This is a genomic window from Kitasatospora sp. NPDC003701 (assembly GCF_053587085.1).
Genome location: NZ_JBSFNM010000024.1, coordinates 100,382 through 119,540, shown reverse-complemented (window position 1 = coordinate 119,540; position 19,159 = coordinate 100,382). Strand labels below are relative to the sequence as shown.

Here is a 19,159-nt window from a genome sequence, read left to right as displayed (position 1 = left end):
CGCGTGCGCCTTCCCGCCGGCCGGCCTCGCACCCGGCCCGGCGCGGTCGCCGCGGACAAGGCCTACTCGTCCCGCGCCAACCGCGCCTACCTGCGCAAACGCAACATCAAGGCCGTCATCCCGGAGAAGATGGACCAGGCTGCCAGCCGGAAACGGAAGGGCAGCAGGGGCGGGCGACCCGTCGACCACGACACCGAACTCTACAAAGAGCGGAACACCGTCGAGCGCCTGATCAACAGACTGAAGGCCTGGCGGGGCATCGCCACCTGATGAGCGAAGCCGTCGAACGCCGCGTCCTGCACCTGCTGCAACACCCGACCACATCCCCCTACGGCAACCCGATCCCGGGCCTGGAGGAGCTCGACAAGAAGAACACAACGGACCCGTCCCTCGGGGAGGAATTGAAGGGATTGATCAGTCTCAACGACTTCCGGCGGGCCCCGGACGGCGCGAGCGCGGTCGTACACCGCATCGGAGAGCCGATCCAGGCCGATCTCCGGCTGATGCACGCCCTGCGCCGCGCCGGGGTGCAGCCCGGCGCCGTCGTGCAGGTGACACCGTCGCCCGACGGTGTCATGGTCGCCAACGCACAAGGGGCCGCGGAACTTCCCGCACGGGCGGCCGCGCATGTCTTCGTGACCGCGCACTGAGCAGCCGTCACATGCCGCTCATCATCGTGGCCGGGGTGTCCGCGTTTTGCGGGCCGTTGGGCGTGCTCGGGCTCGCTGCGGCTTCGTCGAGCGCGGCTCGGCGGGCGGTGGCGTCCTCGCTCATCCGGCGGCGCAGCTCCCGATAGGTGTGGTGGTCGGTGAGCGAGGACCGGGCCGGCCGCGTGGTGGGCCGGCCGCCGGGGCCCTGGCCGGGCTGCACCACGGGGCGGCGCCGACGCGGACGTCGACGGCCGTCACGGTGCCGGGCCGCAGCTGCTCGAAGGCGGCGAGGATGTGGCGGGCCCGGTGGCGGAGTGGGCGGCCGGCGAGCACGCGCAGGCGGAGGGTGGTCGGCGCTCGCCGACCGGCCGTGGCCCGGCCGGCGAGTCGAGAGCAGAAGGCTCAGCGGGCCAGCAGGTCCCGGATCGCGGCCGCGATCTCGTCGGGTGCCTCTTCGGCCATGAAGTGCCCGGCTCGGGTCAGCCGGTGGTCCAGATCCGGCGCCCATGCCGTCCACACCCCGACAGCGTCGTAGCCGAGCTGCGCACCCCAGTCCTGCTGGACGACCGCCACGGGCATGGCCAGCTGCGACCCGGCGTCCAGGTCCGCCTGGTCGTGCGTGACGTCGATGTCCGCCGAGGCCCGGTAGTCCGCGACGATCGACGTCACCGCCGCGGCGCTCGCGCGCAGGTATTCGGCACGCACCTCTTCGGGCATGGTGGTCGGGTCGTTGGCCCAGGCGTCGAGGAACGAGCCGAAGAACGCGTCCGCACTGCCTGCGATCATCGCCTCCGGCAGGCCCGGCGGCTGCGCCATCAGGAAAAGGTGGTAACCGACCGACGCCGAGGCGCCGTGCAGGACGTTCCACATGTCGAGCGTCGGCACGATGTCGAGAATGCCCAGGTGCGTGATGGTCTCAGGGTGGTCCAACCCCGCCCGGAAGGCGACCAGGGCTCCCCGGTCGTGGCCGACGAGGGCGAAGCGCTCGTGCCCGAGCGCCGCCGCCAGGGTCACGACGTCGGCGGCCATGGTGCGCTTGGCGTACACATCGGGGTCAGTGGCCGCCGGCTTGTCGCTGGCGCCGTAGCCCCGCAGGTCGGGACAGATCACCGTGTGCTCGTCGGCGAGACGCTCGGCGACGTGCCGCCACATCAGGTGGGTCTGGGGAAAACCGTGCAACAGCACGACCGGGCTGCCGCTGCCGCCGACAGCGGCAGCCAGCTCCACACCGTCCGCGCCGGGCAGGCGGATGTGATCGAAGCCGGGAATGGTGAGCGTCATGAGGGAGCATCCTTGCGGGTCGGGGACTTGACCGGATCAGCTTGGGCGACAGCGATCAGCAGCCGATCAGTACGGTTGGGCGCAGCCGGCCCCTGGCCCGGAGGATAGGAGCATGCGAATCGACGTGCTCGGTGCGGTGCGGGCCCTCCACGACGACGGCAGCCCGGTTGACCTGGGCGGACCCCGCCATCGTGAGGTACTCGCCCGGCTCGTCGCCGCCGAGGGACGGATGGTCACCACCGACACCTTCGTCAATGACTTGTGGACCGATCCACCTGCCCGCGCCGTGGGCGCGCTGCGCACCTTCGTCGCCGCGCTGCGCCGCGCCCTCGAACCCGACCGACCGCCCCGCGATCCGCCGCGCGTCATCGTCACCGAAGGTCCCGGCTACGCGCTGCGCCTGCCGCGCGAGGACGTGGACGTCCATCGGTTCCAGGACGCCCTGGCCCGAGCCCGCCGCACCCCCGAGGCGGTGACCGACCTCGGCGCGGCACTCGCGGCCTGGCGCGGACCCGCCTACGCCGATGTGACCGGCTCCCCATGGGCGCAGCGCGAGCAGACCCGGCTGGAGGAGCTCAGGTTGGACGGGGTGGAAGTGCGCGCCCGCATCCTCCTCGACTCCGGGGAAGGGGCAGATCTCGTCGCCGAACTGGGTGCCCATGTCGCCGAACACCCGTGGCGCGAGTCGGCCTGGGAGCTGGTTGCCCGCGCGCTGTACCGCGCGGGCCGCCGGGCCGACGCGCTGGCCGCTCTCCGCCGCGCCCGCGCGATGCTCGTCGGCCAACTCGGACTCGACCCCGGTGGCGACCTGCAGCGCCTGGAGAGGGACATCCTCAACGGGTCCGCGCGCCCGGAAGGAGCACGTACCGCGTGGACCGGCCCTGGTGTCCGGCTCGGCCCGCGCACCACCGTGGATCTGGCCCGCACCCTCGCACTGGCGGGTGGCGACGCCCTCGTCCACTCGCGGCGCGACCGCCTCGCCGCCGTCCGGGCGGCGGAACGCACGGGCGACCTCTCCCTGACCGCCCGCATCATCGGCGCCTACGACGTGCCCGCCATCTGGAGCCGGGCCGATGACCCGGAGCAGTCCCGCGCCGTCGTCGCTGCTGCCGAGCGCACGCTCACCGGGCTCGGACCAGGCGGCCCCGCCGACCTGCGCGCCCGCCTCCTGGCCACGGTCGCCGTCGAGAGCCGCAGCGCCGATCTGTCCGGGACCGAGCTGAAGCACGCGCAGCAGGCGGCGCGTCAGGCAGAGGCGCTGGCACGGGACCTGGCCGATCCAGCCCTGCTGGCCTTCGCCCTCAACGGGGTGTTCCTGCAGTCCTTCAGCGGCCCCGGGCTCGCGGCGGCACGGGACAGGATCGGCGCCGAGATCCTCGACCTGTCCACCCAGCACGAGCTGCCGAACTTCGCCGTACTCGGCCGACTCGTCCGCCTGCAATCCGCCTCGGCCCTCGGCGACCTCGACGCCGCGACCTCGCACGCCGATGCAGCCGACCGGCTCGCCGCCGCCACCGAGGCACCCCTCGTCCCCGTCCTCACCGGGTGGTTCAGGGCCCGGGCCACGGCCGCCCGCAGCGCCGAACCCGGCGGACCGACCGCCGCCACGGCAGCAGCGCACTACCGCGCCGCCGAGGACACCCTCCGGACGGCCGGAATGCCGGGGCTGCACCGCGGCCTCTTCCCGCTCGCCCTGCTGGGACTGCGCCTGCTGCACGACCGGCCCGCGCCCACCGACCCGCACCTCGACTGGGGCCCGTACGGGCCCTGGACGCGACCCCTCGTGCTGCTCGCCCAGAACCGGGGCGAGCAGGCCCGTACCGCCCTCGCCGCGGTGCCCGAACCACCGCGTGACCACATGCAGGAGGCCATGTGGTGCCTGACCGCCCGTGCCGCCGTACGCCTCGGCGAGCGCGGAATCGCCGCCCGCGCTGCGGCTGCCCTGCGTGATGCCCGTGCAGAACACGCGGGCGCCGCCAGCGGATTGCTGACCCTGGGCCCGGTGGCGCGGTACCTGGCAGAAGCGGAGGCATGCGCCGGAGCGGGGTGAGCGACCGCCGTCCGCGAGCCCCGGGCCCGTCCGCGCTCACCTCACGGCCCGCGGGATCAGGTCGCCATGACGTTCAGGGGCGTCTGTGGCCGACACCAGGCAGTCGCGGCGGCTCGGCGCCACGCGTGGTGATCCACCTGCTCACCCTCGTACCCCCGCTCCGTAATGGCTTGAGGTGATCGTGCCGGAGGACCGCGGCCCGGGCCGCCGGCCCGATTCACTTGATGCGGGCCCGTCTGCGATCGGTGTGCCGGCGCGGTCGCCGGTGCCCGGGAGGTCCTTGGCGGGCCGGCCTGCGGGTGCGCTCACCGGGCATCGACCGGGTGAGGACGCCGAGTGTGAGCAGGGCGAGCGCCGGCAGCACGGCGACGACGATTCCCATCGGCAAGGCGTCGGTGGCGCCACCCGCGCCGGCCAGCGGAGCAAGTGCCGCTCCGAACATGAACTGGCTGAAGCCGAGCAGGGCGGCGGCCGACCCGGCGTGTCCGCCGTGGCCGGCCAGGGCCTGGGCCGCGGCGTTCGGCATGACCAGGCCCACACTGGAGACCAGGACGAACAGGCCGATCAGGAGCACGGGCAGGGGCGCCCGTGTCAGCACCGCGCCCAGGACCGTGGTGCCACCGGCTGTCGCGCCCAGCAGACCGGCGAGCAGCAGCACGCGGGCGCCGGCCCGGGCCACCAGCCGGCCGCTGATCCGGGCGGCCGCGACGAGTCCGGCGGCGTTGGCGGCGAACACGGCGCTGTACTGCTGCGGTGACAGGCCGTGGATTTCCTGCAGGACGAACGGCGAGCCGGAGATGTAGGCGAACATCGCCGCGAAGACCAGGCCGTTGGCCAGGACGTACCCGGTGAAGACCCGGTCGCCGAGCAGTTGCCCGATGACAGCCGGCAGCGGCCGGCGTGACGCGGAGGGCCGGGTCTGCGGCAGTCCTGCGGCGCAGGCCGCCAGCATCACGGCGCCGAGTACGGCCAGGGCCACGAAGATTCCAGGCCAGGCCGTGACGCGCAGTAGCTGGCCGCCGAGGACCGGCGCGAGCACCGGCGCCAGGCCGGTGATCAAGGTCAGTGTGGAGAAGAGACGTGCGGTGCGGGTTCCGGAGGTGCGGTCGCGAACCATGGCGTTGGCGATGACGATGCCGAACGCCCCGCCGATGCCCTGGACCAGGCGTAGGCCGACGAAGGTCGGGACGTCGGGCGCCACCGCACAGAACGCGCTGGCGATCGTGTAGAGGGCGAGGCCCGCCAGCAACGGACGCCGCCGGCCGTAGGTGTCGCTCAGCGGCCCGGCGATCAGCTGCCCGACGGCCAGCCCGGCCAGGCAGGCGGTGATGGTGAGCTGGGTGGCCGCGGCGCCGGCGCGCAGGTCGCCGGCGAGGTCCGGCAGTCCGGGCAGGTAGCCGTCGATGGACAGTGGTCCCAGGGCTACAAGCGCTGCGAGCAGGACGATGAATCGGGTGTGCGGGCCGGCGGCGTCGTTGCTCATGGCTCAGTACGCCACGGTGATGCGGCGGCGGATCGCGGTGCCGCTCTCGATCGTGTCGGCCAAGGCGATCGCGTAGTCGGCGTACGAGATGCGGCTGTTGCCGTCGTCGTCGGTGAGCAGGGTGTCCCCGGCGCTGCGGTAGGCCCCGGTCCGCTCGCCCGCTGCGATGACCGCGGCGGGCGACACGTACGTCCAGTCGAGGTCGTGCACGCCGCGGTAGAGGTCGAGCGCTTCGGACTGGGCCTCGGCGTTGGCCTTCCACAGCGCGGGGAAGTCCGGGTCGTCCATGACCCGGGCGCCGGTCGGCGTGCGCAGGCTGCCGGCACCGCCGATGGTGACCAGGCGGGTGACGCCGGCTCGGCGGAGTCCGTCGATCAGCGCACGGGCGGCACCGACGATCGTGGCGCGGTCGTCCTCCTGGCCGATCCGGGGGCCGACGGCCGACAGTACGGCGTCGTGGGAGGCGGCGAGGCCGGCGACCGCGGCGGCGTCCGTGACGTCACCGGTGGTCACGGTCAGGGCCTTGTGCTTGAGTCCGTCGACGTGGCCGGCTCGGGTGACCGCGGTGACGGTGTGGCCGCGACGCAGTAGTTCCTCGGTGGTGGGCCGGCCGATGTTGCCGCCGGCACCGAACAGGACGATCTTCATGTGTTGCTCCTTGTTTCTGATGGTCTCTGATGTCTTCTGATGGTCAAAGGACGGGCCGGCCGTCGGCGATGATGGCCGCGGTGATGCCGCGCTCGTCGGCGGCGTGCTGGAAGCGCTGCTCGATGTCGGGTTGTTCGGTGTAGAACGGCGGGTTGTGGAACAGGCCGTAGTGCATGGCGCAGACGGTGCCGGCGCCGAGCGCGACGGCGGCCTCGACGCCCTGCTCGGGGGTCATGGTCGCCGGGACGTTGGCCGCGTAGCCCTCGAAGTGGGCGATGACGCCGTTGACCGGGACGAACGCGACGTCGAACGGGCCGTGGTCGCGGGCGATCTGCCACCAGCTGCCGTGCCACTGGGTGTCGCCGCAGTGGATGATCCGCCGACCGGCGCCTTCGACGACCCAGGCGACCTGGTCGCAGTCGTTGCCGCGCCAGTCCAGCGAGGTCACCGGGGTGACGGTCAGCTCTCCGATGCGGCGTGACCGGCCCAGGTCCTGGGCAACGGGGGTGATGCCCGCCTCTTGCAGCGCCGCCGCGCTCGGGGTGTGGCAGCCGATCGTGCCGGTGGCCGCGATCCGGGCGATCAGGTCGTGGTCGTAGTGGTCGGGGTGCAGGTGGGTGATGAGGGCGTGGGTGCCGGGCGGGGTGTCGACCGGGTCGACCGGCCGGTGCGGCGGCCCCATCACCGGCGCCAGCGGAGCGACGTTCTCAAGCGGGTCGATCAGCAGGCGGGTGTCGCCGAGACGGATCTCGACGCCGGCCCAGGCCAGCCGACGCACGGAAAGGGTGGTGGTCATGGGCAGCGACGCTAGACCGCCGTTGTTGAGAAAGTCAACAAGAGAGTTCTGAATCTCAACGCCGCAAGGTAGGGTGGTGGCATGCGCACCTACGGGCAGTACTGCGGCATCGCGAAAGCACTGGACACCATCGGCGACCGGTGGACCCTGCTGATCGTCCGTGAACTGCTCGCCCTGGGTCCGTGCCGGCACACCGACCTGCGCAACGGGCTGCCCGGGATCGCCAGTAATCTGCTGGTCGACCGGCTCCGCGAACTGGAGGAAGCCGGCCTGATCCACCGCAAGGCCGCCCCGCCGCCGGTGGCCACCACCCTGTTCTCCCTCACCGAGCGTGGCCGCGCGCTGGAGCCGGTGCTGCAGGAACTGAGCCGATGGGGAATTCCGCTGTTGCGCGAGCCGGCCGGCAGCGACACCTTCCGCACCCACTGGCTGGACATGCCCGCCCGGGCACTGACCGACCACCGTCCCGACCAGCCGGCAATCGCCCTGCAACTGCACGCCGACGGCAACGAAGACCTGGTCATCGAAGTCAAGGACGGCTCGGTGCACACCCACGCCGGCCGGGTCGACCACCCCACCGCGTCCCTGACCGGACCACCGCACCTGCTGGCCGCGACCCTGCTCGGCGACCTCGATCTGAGCGCCGCGGTACAGCAAGGCCTGCAGCTCAGCGGCAATCGCGAGGCAGTACTGCGCATCCTGCCCCGCTGAACGACCGGCCGCGCGCGAGACTGCGACCTCAAGCCCTACCGAGTCTGCGCCGGTCTCGAAAACGGTCCTCTGTCGTGCGCAACGGGCTGCTGGGACCGGCTGCCGTGGCCGCGGCGATCACTACCACGGTCTGGCTCGGGCCGTGGCCAACGGAACCACAGCATCATGTCGCCGTGACCCGCGAGGGGCAGATGGTCCCGCACGCATGGGGGACCGAAATTCCCGTGGTACTGACCGGTCTGAATCCCGGTCGGACCTACCGTGTGCTGACCGCCCACGCCGCTGGGAATCGCGCCCTGGGCGGCGGCGTGCGCATCCCCGAGGGTGAGACCGTGCACATGAGGATCACGACGGCCGTACCACGCCAGGCCGTAGCGGTGGTGCTCGTGGAGGACGAGAGCGGCCGGGAGATGGCGCGGATGGCGGTTTCAGTTCCGCGCGCGGCATATCGGTCCAACACCCCTGAGCCTGCGCGGCCCGCCCCCAAGCCAGCTGTACCTGTACGGCTCACAGCCTCAGCGTCGGTGCCGGGCCTGATGGGCCGCGATCAGGTCGCGGTACCACGCGTACGACGCCTTCGGCGTGCGCACCTGCGTCTCGAAGTCCACGTGCACGAGCCCGAAGCGCTGCTCGTACCCCTCGGCCCATCGAACGGGCAGTCATTCTACCCGGCACCCCGTTCTCCATCGTGTATCACCTTGCCTTCAGGACAACTACAGAGGACGGACGCCCCACTCCGACCAGCCGGTCCGCCCCCCTTGCTGAGGCAGCCCGACCAGGGCCACAGCCCCGTGGACGTAGCCTGCTGGAACCATCCGTTGCCCGGCCACGAGCACAGGAGTGAGGCTGTGACAGGGCCGGCCGGGCTGACCGCAGGTGTGCCCTGCCTGGGAGGTCGCCGGGTTCCTGATCCGCCGAACGCCCTTTCCTGCCATGGCATCCCGACTACGCTTGCCCGGGATCAGCCGGGACGAACGAGGGGGGTACCCCTGCCGTTCTCACCGATCTCGGCAAAACTGACTCGGATTCCGCCCCGCATCCGGCCGGTCATGCGCCACGTCACCTCGGGCGGCGGCCACCGCCTCGGAGCGCGCGAACCAGGTCAGCCAACGCCTTGATAATCGGGGCGCGCTCCCGGGCGGGGGTGCCGCGCAGGGCGACGACCGTGAGCACGACGGCGGCCACGGTGGCAATCAGCAGGCCGGCGACGGGTGTCGCAGCAGCCAGGATGAGCGGGTCCATTGTGGATGACTCCCTACCTCGGACGAAGTTGCGGACCCCATGTCAGCCGGGTGGCCACGCTCGGCGGTACGGATATCGGACTGGTCGGACCCGGTGGGCGCCCGGCAGTCGCTTCGGCAGCGTTTCGCGAGGTCAGCACAGAGGCAACCGGGGTCCGAGCGAGCACCCGGACGGATCCGTCGGATGCGATCGGATAGGTTTGACCCGTGGAGAGAGGTCGAGCGGAGCGGATGACAGCCGAACGCGCGGCGCTGCGGGACCGGTTGCGCACGCTGGAGGACGCGGTTCGGGCCCCGGGCAGGTCACGCAAGGCGGCCATCGAGGAGGCCAACCGCCGAAGGCCGAGCGGAGCCCCGCTATCCACCTCGACCGTCTCGGAGTGGTTCACCAAGGGACGCCCGGCAAATGACTTCGCCGATCTGTGGGACGTGGTCTCGGTCCTACTCGCATGGAATGCCAAGGTTCCGGACCGCCGGCCGAAGGAACATATCCTCGCGACGCAGGCGGTCTGGGCTCAGGTGTGGCGCGCCGCCAAGGTGGCGGCTCTCCCGGCGGCCGCAAAACCCGAATTCCCTGCGCAAATACGGGACTACCTGACCGCTGTGTGCGCCGCGGCCGCCAGGTCGCCCTACCAAGACGAGCTGCTCGCCGTGCCGCCTGTCAGCGAGCTGTACGTCCGTCAGCAGGTACATGGCCTGAGCGGTGCGGCTGAGGCTGCGCAGGCCACGCCCGCCGAGGTGGTCTTCGACGCGGACAGCAGGATCTGCGTCCTCCAGAGCGGACCGGGCGGCGGCAAGTCGACCCTGCTGCGCCACCACCTCATCGAAGCCGCGACCCACCTCCTGGAGGAGGAGGTCGGACCGGAAACCGTCCCGGTGCTGGTGAACGCCGCCGCGCTTACCGGCACGGCGGTGCTGCCTCAGGCCATCGCCGACGCCGTCGCTGACGATCTCGCGCCGTACGCCCTACTCGACCAGCCCACTGCGGAACTGTTCCGCCAACCTCCGCTGCCCGGCGGCCGATGGCTCGTCCTCGTCGACGGGCTGGACGAGGTCGCCAACAGCTCGGCGCGGGGCCGGGTGCTCAATCTGATCGCCACGGCGACCCGTTCGGCGACCGCACCGTGGAGCTTCGTCGTGGCGACGAGACCACTGCCCGACTCGGACGTCGGCATGCTGGGTAGCGGGGTCCCCCGGTTCGAACTCCAGCCCTTCGAGGCAGCCGACGTCGCGGCGTACGCGAGGCACTGCTTCCGCGGAACGGACGACCCTGAGCGTCACATCGAAGCGTTCATCTCCGCCTTGTGGGATTCCGGACTCGACGCCCTCGCCCGGACACCACTGATGGCCGCGATGCTCTGTCATCTCCATCAAGCCGCCCCGGACCGCCAACTGCCCACCGGGCGGTCCGAGGTATACCGCTCCTTCCTCGAGCTGCTCTACCACCAGAACACCCATAAACGGATCGCCCACACCCACTCGGAGGCGGTTCGCAACCTCGCCACCCGTTACCAGACTCCGCGCGACGTCCGAGCCGCCGAGGCGCTCGCCGAGCACGTCCGCGACACCCTGCCCGACCTCATCAACGAGCTCGCGTACAAGCGCATCACCGGCGATCCCACACCCGCCATCGAGCTCCTCGCCGCCCACTCCGACCTCGCCCGCCCACGCAGCATCTCCCAGGAACACTGGCACGCCTTCCTCGCCGACCTACTGCGGCCGACGGGCATACTGGTTCAGCAGGGCGGGGACTTTCACTTCCTGCACCAGACCGTGTTGGAGCACTGCGCCGCGCGACACGCCACACGCGACGACACAGCACGCGCTGCTCTGCTCGTGGAGCTGTTCGGGAACGACATGCTGCCGGACGCACGGGTCGCCGAGCCGTCGTACCTGGGCTTCCTCGTCGACGAATTGCTGACCGAGCAGGACGTGTACGCCGAGGCGGGAGTCCAGTGCATCGAGACCGCTGTCGAGCGGGCCATCAAATGGGAGAGCCTGCGGGAGCTCGGATACTTCCTGATCGAACAGGCACTGCTACGTACGGTGCTGCCGCACACGAGCACCGCACGCGGGTTGGCACAACTGGCTCGGAGCAGCACGGTGGACGCACGCGAAAGGGTACGGGCCGCCCAGGCGCTGGCCACCCTTCCCGGGCAGGCCACCGAGGCCTGTAACCTCCTCCTGAACCTTGCCCAGGACGGGACCCTCGATGGCGCCGACCGAGCCTGGGCGGCATTCCTCCTCACCGAGGCGGACGGATACCACAAGCAAGGCGTCGCCATTCTGGGACAGTTGGCGGTAGGGAGGAGCCCGAGCGGTATTTCCTCGATCGCCGCGTTCCGCTATCTCCGGTCCGGGCACTGCCACCGCGATACCGCTGCTCGGGAACTCCACCGCATCGCCCTCGACACGGAACTCGTTGCCGGGAGTCGCACGCAGGCGGCAGAGTCGCTCGCGGCGATGGACGATTACCGGAACGAGGGAGCCGCGCTCCTCCTCCGGCTCGCGAAGGACAACACGATCAGAGCTCCACGTCAGGTCCGCGCGGCCGGGACGCTTTCCGGGCTGGACGGACACGAGGATGAGGCTGCGGTCCTGCTCCGCCTATTCGCGGAACACCCTGCGGCCCATGGGCCGCCTGCTGTTGAAGCGGCGACCTTCCTCAGCCGCCTCGAACGGCATCGAGACCACGGTGCCCGGCTGTTGGGCGAGTTCGCCCGTGACACGTCCATCGACGGATTCACTCGCGTCCAGGCTGCTGAGGCACTCGCCGGGCTGGACGTCCACCAGACAACCGGAGCAGAACTGCTGTTGCACTTCGCCAGGGAAGGCTTCGGCGTCGACGTGAATGAGGCCCTGAACGACACCGATGACCGAGCGCGTTCGGCCTCCCCGAACACCCACGAGGCCGACATGCAGCTGATGGCCGTCGGTGTACTGACAGACATCGAGGAATACCGGAGCAAGGCCGTGGCCCTGCTCACCGAGTTCGCCCGCTGCGCCGACCTGACCGGGATGAGCGCGGGGGTCCGGGTCGACGCGGCGGAGGGCCTCTTGACAGTCGAGGGCCACCGCGAAATCGGTCTTGCACTCCTCACCGAACTGGCCCGGGACACCGCGCTGAGAAACGGCCTTCGCGCAAGGGCCTCCAAGATCGTCGCCCGCCATATGTCGGAACCGGGCGACGACGTCTGGTAGAGGCACCGCGAGGTCAACGACGAGCGGCCGGACCGCACGGCGCGTCACCAGCTTCGTGTCCCACTCGACCGCTCCACGAGAACGGTGACGAACCTCGGCCCGCCCGGAGAGGGCACCCACCGGAACGGGAAGGTCGACTGGGAGACCGAGCAGGCACTCCAACACGAGGATGCTGTCCGGCCGCTCGGCGCCGACCGCCTGCCGCCGGCGATGCTCGGCCTCATCAATCCGGTACAGCAGGACCAAACGGGTACCCAGGACCGAAAGCGTGACGCCTCCACGCTCCGGAGGTACTTGCGGCAAGGCCGCCTTTGCGTACCGAGTGCCACGCCGCAGGATTGGCCCCACTTGCCATGGCCCCCACCCTGCCCTGCTGGTCGGCACGACGACCAGGCGCCCCACTACTCAGACCCTCACGCAGCGGAAGCCGCTCCGCACAACTCCAGTCGTTCGGAAGCGTGGTGGTGAGCGTCCCCGGATTCGCGTGGACGTCCAAGCCAGTACCGGAGCATGGCCGAACCACTGGCGATGGGCTGCGGACTTGTCGAACACCCTGTCTTTGGGCTGTGCCCGGGGCGCAGCTGCTGCGGGCCGCGCCATCCCGATGGCCTCTCGGCCGTGCCGGACGGCCAACTCATCCCGCAGCGGCCAGGCAACCAACTACCTTGAAAGGTAAGCCCGGTGGGCGGCGATGAGGTCGCGGTACCAGGCGTAGGAGGCCTTCGGGGTGCGCTTCTGCGTCTCGAAGTCGACGTGCACCAGGCCGAAGCGCTGGTGGTAACCCTCGGCCCACTCGAAGTTGTCCATCAGTGACCAGGTGAAGTAGCCGCGGACGTCGACGCCTTGGGCGACGGCCTCGGCGAGGGCGTCGAGGTGGGCGGACAGGTAGTCGATGCGGGGCTGGTCCTCGCTGGTCTCGGTCGTCGAGCAGCCGTTCTCGGTGATGGTGATGGGTGGGAGGGCGGCGCCGTAGTGGTCGCGGAGGCCGGTGAGGAGTTCGCGGAGGCCGTCGGGGACGACGGGCCAGCCGAAGGCGGTGTGGGGGACGTCGGGGATGTCGACGAAGGTGAACGGGAGACCGGGGTCGGTGGGGGCGGCGATGCGGGTGGGGTTGTAGTAGTTGACGCCGAGGCCGTCGAGCGGGGTGGCGGCGATCAGCTTGAGGTCACCGTCGTGGACGCAGCCGCCGAGGTCGGGTCCGACGCCGTAGGCGGCGAGGTCGGGGTAGCGGCCGAGGAGGACCGGGTCGGTGAACAGGCGGTTGTGCAGGGCGTCGTAGGCCTCGGCGGCGGCGAGGTCGGCGTCCGAGGAGGAGGCGGGCCACACCGGGGTGAGGTTGTTGGCGATCATCACCTCCAGGCCGCGCTCCCGCAGGGCGGCGGCGGCCAGTCCGTGGGCGAGGAGCTGGTGATGGGCGGCCGGCAGCGCGTCCATCATGAGGGTCCGGCCGGGGGCATGGATGCCCAGCGCGTAGCCGTAGACCATGTGCACGAAGGGCTCGTTGAGGGTGATCCAGGCGGGGATCCGGTCGCCCAGGCGGTCGGCGACGACGGCGGCGTACTCGGCGAAGCGGTACGCGGTGTCGCGGTTCAGCCAGCCGCCGGCGTCTTCCAGGGCCTGCGGCAGGTCCCAGTGGAAGAGCGTGGGCAGCGGGGTGATGCCGGCTTCCAGCAGGGCGTCCACCAGGCGGTCGTAGAAGGCGAGTCCGGGCGGGTTGACCGGGCCGGCGCCGGTGGGCTGCACGCGGGGCCAGGCGATCGAGAAGCGGTAGCCGTCCAGCCCGAGGCCCTTCATCAGGGCGATGTCCTCGGGGTACCGGTGGTAGTGGTCGCAGGCCACCGCTCCCGTGTGCCCGTCCCGGACGGTGCCCGGGCGGGCGGCGAAGACGTCCCAGACGGACGGGCCGCGGCCGTCCTCGGTCACCGCGCCCTCGATCTGGTAGGCGGCGGTGGAAACACCCCAGCGGAACCCCGCCGGCAGGTCGAGTCGGTTCGGCACGGCGTGCTCCTTGCTCGCGATGGCGATGGCGATGGCAGTGGCAATGGCAGTGGCGATGGCAATGGGCGGCCCAGAACATGAGGGTGACTCATGTTAGTGCCTCTCTGCCAAAACACCAGATGCCGCCGCCGAGACTCGCGGTCGCACGCTGCTCCGGCCCCGCCGGACCCCGAGGCGCTCCTCGGCCGGCCGGGCGCCACCGTGGTGACCGGCCCGCCGAGGAGCGCGCCCGGCTCAGTTCCTGGTCGGGAGGACCGACCAGCAGTACGGGTCGGTGGTGCTGAGGTAGCCCCAGTAGAGGAGGTGGCCGGTCATGGGGCCGACGATCCCGTCGGCGGCCACGCCGTTCGCCCGCTGAAAGGCCTTCAGGACCCGCAGCGTGTCGTCGCCGAACTGACCGTCGACGTCCAGGGCCATCTCGGGGTGCGGGAAGGACCGCTGGGAGTTGTAGTTGTTGAGCGCCAGCTGGATGCAGGTCGCGGCCGCGGTGCGGTCCCCGTAGGAGACGTTCCGCAGTCCGGGCTTCGCGCTCGCCGTCGAGGCCCCGATCCCGACCAGCAGGAAGGCCGCCACCGTGGTGGCCGCGCCCTTGCGCAGTACTGACTTCGTGTTCAGCTTCATCGTGCGTTCACCGAGTTCTCGCGTACCGTGTGCAACCGCCGGATCGCTTGTCCGGCGCGATTCCAACCGTAGGACGCGTGAACGGCCTTCAATTCCAAGGCGAAGCCCACCCAGACCGTCTCACTGCTGTCTCAAGGCCGTGATCTGGGCTTTGGGATGACAAAAGCCGACAAGGTGGAGACACCGACCGTCCGGTCCCGACCGTCCGGCCCGTGCGCAGAGCCCGCGCCGAGCCGCCGTCGGACCCCTCAGCCCAGGCGTTCCGGCCCGGGATGTGCATGACTGGAGGGAGCGAACAACGACCCGGTCGACATCGAGGTGCCCCGGATGGGATTCATCGGCACGGTGGGGCTGGTACTCCACCCCGAGCGCACCTGCGCGCCCACCGTCGACGCCGTCGTCCGGTGGAGCCGGGCCCGGGGCACGAAGGTCCTGGGGCTGGCGGCCGAGGTGGCACGAATCGGCTGCCAGGCCGTTCCGGTCGAGGCCGAGGAGATGACGGCCAACGCCGACCTGCTGATCAGCCTCGGCGGGGACGGCACCATGCTGCGCGCCATGCGGCTCGCGACCGGGGGCCACGCGCCCGTCCTGGGCGTCAACGTCGGGCGCCTGGGCTTCCTGGCCGAGGTCGACATCCCGGAACTCCCCGCCGCGCTGGACGCCATCGACGCCCAGCGCTTCACCGTGGAGGTCCGCTCGGGCGTCCACGCCCGCTTCGGGGCCACCGAGCAGACGGCGCTCAATGACGTCGTGCTCCTGCGCAGCCCAGGGCACAAGTCCGCAGCGGTCGCCGTACGGGTCCAGGGCGAGCCCTTCGTGGACTACACCGCCGACGCCGTCGTCGCCGCCACACCGACCGGCTCCACCGCGTACAGCTTCTCCGCCGGCGGCCCGATCGTCTCCCCCAACGCGGAGGGGCTGCTGATCACGCCCGTGGCCCCGCACGCCGCGTTCAACCGCTCCGTGTTCCTCTCCAGCGGGGAGCGGCTCGACCTGGAGGTCCTGCCGCACAGCGGGGACCTCGCCGTCGAGGCCGACGGCCTGCTGGTCGGCCACGTCTCACCGGGCGACGTCGTCGCGGTGACCATGCTGCCCGCCGCCGCACGCGTCGTGCGGCTCGGCCGCACCACCTTCTACCAGCGGGCTCAGCGCAAGCTCCGGCTCACCGGCTCGGCGGAGCACGGCTGACCCTCCGGCCCGGTCGGGCGGGAGACCGGGCCCCGGGCTGCCGCACGTAGCCTGAGCAGGGGAAACGTCGGTCGGTATCATGCCGGTGGGGGTATTTCGTCGGGTGAAGGGGGAAGACGTGGCAGGCGAGGGCGAGGCATCGGACGGGCTGCGGTTCGCGGTGCTCGGGCCGGTGCGCGGATGGCGGGGCGAGGAGGAGCTGTCGCTCGGTTCGCCGCAGCAGCAGAGCCTGCTGCTCGCGCTGCTGTTCCGGTCGGGCCGGCACGTCTCGGGGGCCCAGCTGATCGACGACCTGTGGGGCGACGAGCCGCCGGCCAGGGCCACCGGCGTCGTCCGGACGTACGTGCACCGGCTGCGGCGGGTCATCGGGGCGCAGGCGCTGACCTCGGTCAGCGGCGGGTACCTGTTCACGGGCGGCGGCGGCCTCGACACCGCGCGGTGCGAGGCGCTGCTGGCCGAGGCCCGGGCCCGGCGCGCGGACGGGCGCCACCCCGAGGCCGCCGCCACCCTTCGGGCGGCGCTGGCGCTCTGGCGCGGTGAGCCGATGTCCGGGCTGCCCGGCCCCTACGCGCAGCGCCAGCGCCGGGAGTGGGACGAACGGCGGCTCGCCGTCACCGAGTCGTGCCTGGAGGCGGAGGTCGACGGCGGCCGGTGGGCCGAGGCGGTCGCCGAGCTGAGCGCGGCCGTCGAGGAGCACCCGCTGCGCGAGCGGCTCTCCGAGTTGCTGATGCTCGCGCTCTTCCGCTCCGGCCGGCAGGCCGAGGCGCTCGCGGCGTTCCGGGCGGCGGACCGCCGGCTCCGCGCCGAGCTGGGCGTCGGCGCCGGCCCCGGCCTGCGCGACCTGCACGGCAGGATCCTCGCGGCGGACGACACCCTGACGGCACCGACCGGGCCGGCGCTCCTCCCGGCACCCGCGGAGCCAGCCGATCCGCCGGCCGGGCCGGACCCGGCCTCCACCCTCGTCCCGGCCCAACTCCCGGCGAGCACAGCGGACTTCACCGGCCGGCAGGCGGAGGCCGAGGCGCTGCGCGCCGCCCTGCGGGAGCCGGGCAGTGTGCCCGTGGCGGCGCTCGCGGGCATGGGCGGGGTCGGCAAGACCGCGCTCGCCGTCCATGTCGCGCACAGCCTCGCCGCCGAGTTCCCGGACGGCCAGCTCTACCTCGACCTGCACGGCGCGGACGGCCGCCCGACCCGCCCGGAGGAGGCGCTGGCGGTCTTCCTGCGCTCCTTCGGCGTCGTCGGGGAGGCGATCCCGGCGGGCCTGGCCGAGCGGTCGGCCCGCTACCGCTCGCTGCTCTCCGGCCGCCGCGTCCTCGTCCTGCTCGACAACGCGCGCGACGCCGAGCAGATCCGGCCCCTGCTGCCGGGCAGTGCGGGTTGCTCCGTCCTGGTCACCAGCCGGACCCGGCTCGGAGCGCTGCCCAACGCCCGCTTCGCCGAACTCGCGGTCCTCCCGGCCGAGGAGGCGGTCACCCTGCTCACCCGGGTGGTCGGCGCCGAGCGGGTGGCGGCCGAGGAGGAGGCGGCCCGCGAACTCGTCCGGCTCTGTGGCCAGTTGCCGCTGGCGGTGCGGATCCTCGCCGCCCGGCTGGCCTGCCGCCCGGGCTGGACCATCGCCCGGCTGCTGGCGAAGCTCACCGGCGACCGGTACCGGCTGGACGCGCTGCGCAGCGGGGACCTCGCCGTCGAGTCATCCTTCCGGTTCGGCTACGACCAGCTGGACTCCGCACAGGCCCGCGCCTTCCGGCTGCTGGCCGTCCCGGAGGTGCCCGACCTGTCGCCGGCGGCGGTCGCCGCCGTGCTCGACCTGCCCGAACCGGCCGCCGTGGAACTCGCCGAGGGCCTGGTGGACTGCTCGATGCTGGAGATCTCGGCGCACCCCGACCACTACCGCTACCACGACCTGCTGCGGGCCTTCGCCCAGCGGGTCGGCCAGGACGGCGGCGGGGACGCCGACCCGACGGCCGGGACCGACGGAACAACGGCCGGGACCGACGGAGCGACGGCCGGGACCGACGGAACGGCGGCCGGGACCGACGGAGCGACGGCCTGGACCGACGAAACGGCGGGCGCCCTGACCCGGCTGGCGGACCACTACCACGCGCGGGTCTCGGCCGCGCTCGGGGCGTCGGCGGCGCGGTCCGGACTCGCCGTCGGGGAGTACCTGGGCGTCGGTGCGCTGGTGAGCCAGTGCGCCAAGCTGCCGGGCGGACCCGCCGGCGCCGGCGCCCACACCGCCGCCCACACCGCCGCCCACACCGTCGGCGCCACCGCCGGGGCCCTCGACCGGCTCGCCGAACTGCTGCTCGGCTGCTGCCTGCTGGCCGACTCCGGCCATGCCACCCGCCCGCTCGGCCACGCCGCCAACGCCCTGCTGCACGCCGCCCTGGAGCAGGGCGACCGGACGGTGGAGGCCCGGGCCCGCCTGGTGCTCGGCCGACTGCTGACCGAGGTCGGCTCCGCGCCCTCGGCGCTCGCCGAGCTGCTCCGGGCCCGGGACCTGTGCACCACGCACGGGCTCCCGCAGCCGCTGCTCGCCCTCGCCCACGGCTCGCTGGCCGCCTGCTTCGTCCAGATCGGCCGCCCCGACGAGGCGGTGACCGGCTTCTCGGCCGCCGTCTCGGTCTGGGAGCGGGTCGGCGACCGGCGCGCACTGGCCGCCGAACTCCTCAACCTGGCAGGGGCGTTCGCCCGGCAGGGCCGCTTCGACGCGGCGAACCGGGTGGTCGACCAGTCGTTGCTGGTCAGCCATGAACTGGCCGACCGTGAACTGGAGGCACGCGCCCGGGACTCGCTCGGGACGATCGCCCACGACCGCGGCGACCACGACCAGGCGGTCGCCCACCAGCGGGCCGCGCTCGCCCTGACCGACCCGTACGACCACCGCCGGACCGGCCGCGTCCTGCTGGGGCTCGGCGAGTCGCTGCGCGCGGCCGGGCGCGGTGCGGAGGCGGTCGAGGCGGCGGGCCGCGCGGTCGACGCGCTGACCCTGGACGGCGACCACCGCGGCCGCGGCCTGGCCCTGGCCGCGCTCGGCGACGCCCTCGCGGACCGCCGCTTCGGCGGTCCGGGCCCGACCGGGGACCTGGCCCGGGCCCGCTCCTGCTGGGCGGAGGCGCACGGCATCCTGGCCCCGATCGGCTCGCCCGAGGCCGAGCGCCTGCTGCCCCTGCTCGGCGGCGACCACCCCGCCGGCCCGCCCCCGCAGCGCTGGCCCTCCTGGCTCCCGGCCTGAGCCGACGGCCGACCCCCGGTCACGGGACCGGGACCGGGACCGGGACCGGGGGTCGG

The 19,159-nt window shown here is 72.3% G+C and carries 13 protein-coding genes and 3 pseudogenes; 7 read left to right on the top strand and 9 right to left on the bottom strand.

Annotation, left to right across the window (positions count from 1 at the left end; genetic code table 11):
* Positions 1–267, top strand: a pseudogene (locus ACWDRR_RS23165) (transposase); the annotation flags it as partial.
* A pseudogene (locus ACWDRR_RS23160) lies at positions 264–650 on the top strand (FeoA domain-containing protein); the annotation flags it as partial. The pseudogenes ACWDRR_RS23165 and ACWDRR_RS23160, both read left to right, overlap by 4 nt.
* A gap of 7 nt (positions 651–657) precedes the next feature.
* On the opposite strand, the gene ACWDRR_RS23155 reads toward ACWDRR_RS23160, so the two are convergent.
* Together ACWDRR_RS23155 and ACWDRR_RS23150 are read right to left on the bottom strand one after the other, a co-directional pair.
* Positions 658–873, bottom strand: coding sequence for a hypothetical protein (locus ACWDRR_RS23155; RefSeq protein WP_375942945.1), 216 nt, complete (start codon positions 871–873; stop codon positions 658–660).
* A 179-nt stretch (positions 874–1,052) separates the two neighbouring features.
* A complete protein-coding gene (locus ACWDRR_RS23150; protein ID WP_449774088.1) occupies positions 1,053–1,931 on the bottom strand; it encodes an alpha/beta fold hydrolase in 879 nt (292 codons plus the stop codon).
* 112 nt (positions 1,932–2,043) lie between these two features.
* Between ACWDRR_RS23150 and ACWDRR_RS23145 the strand changes: the two genes are divergently transcribed.
* The gene (locus ACWDRR_RS23145; RefSeq protein WP_449774087.1) at positions 2,044–3,981 is read left to right on the top strand and encodes an AfsR/SARP family transcriptional regulator; all 1,938 of its coding nucleotides are present in this window, start codon (positions 2,044–2,046) and stop codon (positions 3,979–3,981) included.
* A 217-nt stretch (positions 3,982–4,198) separates the two neighbouring features.
* Here ACWDRR_RS23145 and ACWDRR_RS23140 read toward each other — a convergent pair whose 3' ends face one another.
* Genes ACWDRR_RS23140 through ACWDRR_RS23130 form a run of 3 tightly spaced genes read right to left on the bottom strand, consistent with a single transcriptional unit; the run spans position 4,199 to position 6,908 of the window.
* A complete protein-coding gene (locus tag ACWDRR_RS23140) occupies positions 4,199–5,464 on the bottom strand; it encodes a multidrug effflux MFS transporter (RefSeq protein WP_449774086.1) in 1,266 nt (421 codons plus the stop codon).
* A gap of 3 nt (positions 5,465–5,467) precedes the next feature.
* Entirely contained in the window at positions 5,468–6,112 is a 645-nt protein-coding gene (locus ACWDRR_RS23135; protein WP_375946411.1) for an NAD(P)-dependent oxidoreductase, read from the bottom strand.
* A gap of 43 nt (positions 6,113–6,155) precedes the next feature.
* A complete protein-coding gene (locus ACWDRR_RS23130) occupies positions 6,156–6,908 on the bottom strand; it encodes an MBL fold metallo-hydrolase (protein ID WP_375946412.1) in 753 nt (250 codons plus the stop codon).
* 81 nt (positions 6,909–6,989) lie between these two features.
* Between ACWDRR_RS23130 and ACWDRR_RS23125 the strand changes: the two genes are divergently transcribed.
* Positions 6,990–7,619, top strand: coding sequence for a winged helix-turn-helix transcriptional regulator (locus ACWDRR_RS23125; RefSeq protein ID WP_380342642.1), 630 nt, complete (start codon positions 6,990–6,992; stop codon positions 7,617–7,619).
* A 515-nt stretch (positions 7,620–8,134) separates the two neighbouring features.
* Here ACWDRR_RS23125 and ACWDRR_RS23120 read toward each other — a convergent pair.
* Together ACWDRR_RS23120 and ACWDRR_RS23115 are read right to left on the bottom strand one after the other, a co-directional pair.
* Positions 8,135–8,266 (bottom strand): annotated as a pseudogene (locus ACWDRR_RS23120) (family 1 glycosylhydrolase); the annotation flags it as partial.
* Positions 8,267–8,678: 412 nt separating this feature from the next.
* Positions 8,679–8,861, bottom strand: a complete 183-nt coding sequence (locus ACWDRR_RS23115; RefSeq protein ID WP_449774085.1) for a hypothetical protein — start codon at positions 8,859–8,861, stop codon at positions 8,679–8,681.
* 230 nt (positions 8,862–9,091) lie between these two features.
* Here ACWDRR_RS23115 and ACWDRR_RS23110 point away from each other — a divergent pair, with 230 nt between their 5' ends.
* The gene (locus ACWDRR_RS23110; RefSeq protein ID WP_449774084.1) at positions 9,092–12,061 is read left to right on the top strand and encodes an NACHT domain-containing protein; all 2,970 of its coding nucleotides are present in this window, start codon (positions 9,092–9,094) and stop codon (positions 12,059–12,061) included.
* Between the two features lie 660 nt (positions 12,062–12,721).
* Here the strand turns inward: ACWDRR_RS23110 and ACWDRR_RS23105 are convergent.
* Together ACWDRR_RS23105 and ACWDRR_RS23100 are read right to left on the bottom strand one after the other, a co-directional pair.
* Positions 12,722–14,059: a GH1 family beta-glucosidase gene (locus tag ACWDRR_RS23105; RefSeq protein WP_449774083.1), complete on the bottom strand. Its 1,338-nt coding sequence runs from the start codon at positions 14,057–14,059 to the stop codon at positions 12,722–12,724.
* Positions 14,060–14,293: 234 nt separating this feature from the next.
* The gene (locus ACWDRR_RS23100; protein ID WP_449774082.1) at positions 14,294–14,680 is read right to left on the bottom strand and encodes a peptidoglycan-binding domain-containing protein; all 387 of its coding nucleotides are present in this window, start codon (positions 14,678–14,680) and stop codon (positions 14,294–14,296) included.
* A gap of 327 nt (positions 14,681–15,007) precedes the next feature.
* Here ACWDRR_RS23100 and ACWDRR_RS23095 point away from each other — a divergent pair, with 327 nt between their 5' ends.
* The gene (locus ACWDRR_RS23095) at positions 15,008–15,868 is read left to right on the top strand and encodes an NAD(+)/NADH kinase (RefSeq protein ID WP_449774081.1); all 861 of its coding nucleotides are present in this window, start codon (positions 15,008–15,010) and stop codon (positions 15,866–15,868) included.
* Between the two features lie 118 nt (positions 15,869–15,986).
* Positions 15,987–19,103, top strand: a complete 3,117-nt coding sequence (locus ACWDRR_RS23090; RefSeq protein WP_449774080.1) for an AfsR/SARP family transcriptional regulator — start codon at positions 15,987–15,989, stop codon at positions 19,101–19,103.
* Positions 19,104–19,159: the final 56 nt, after the last annotated feature.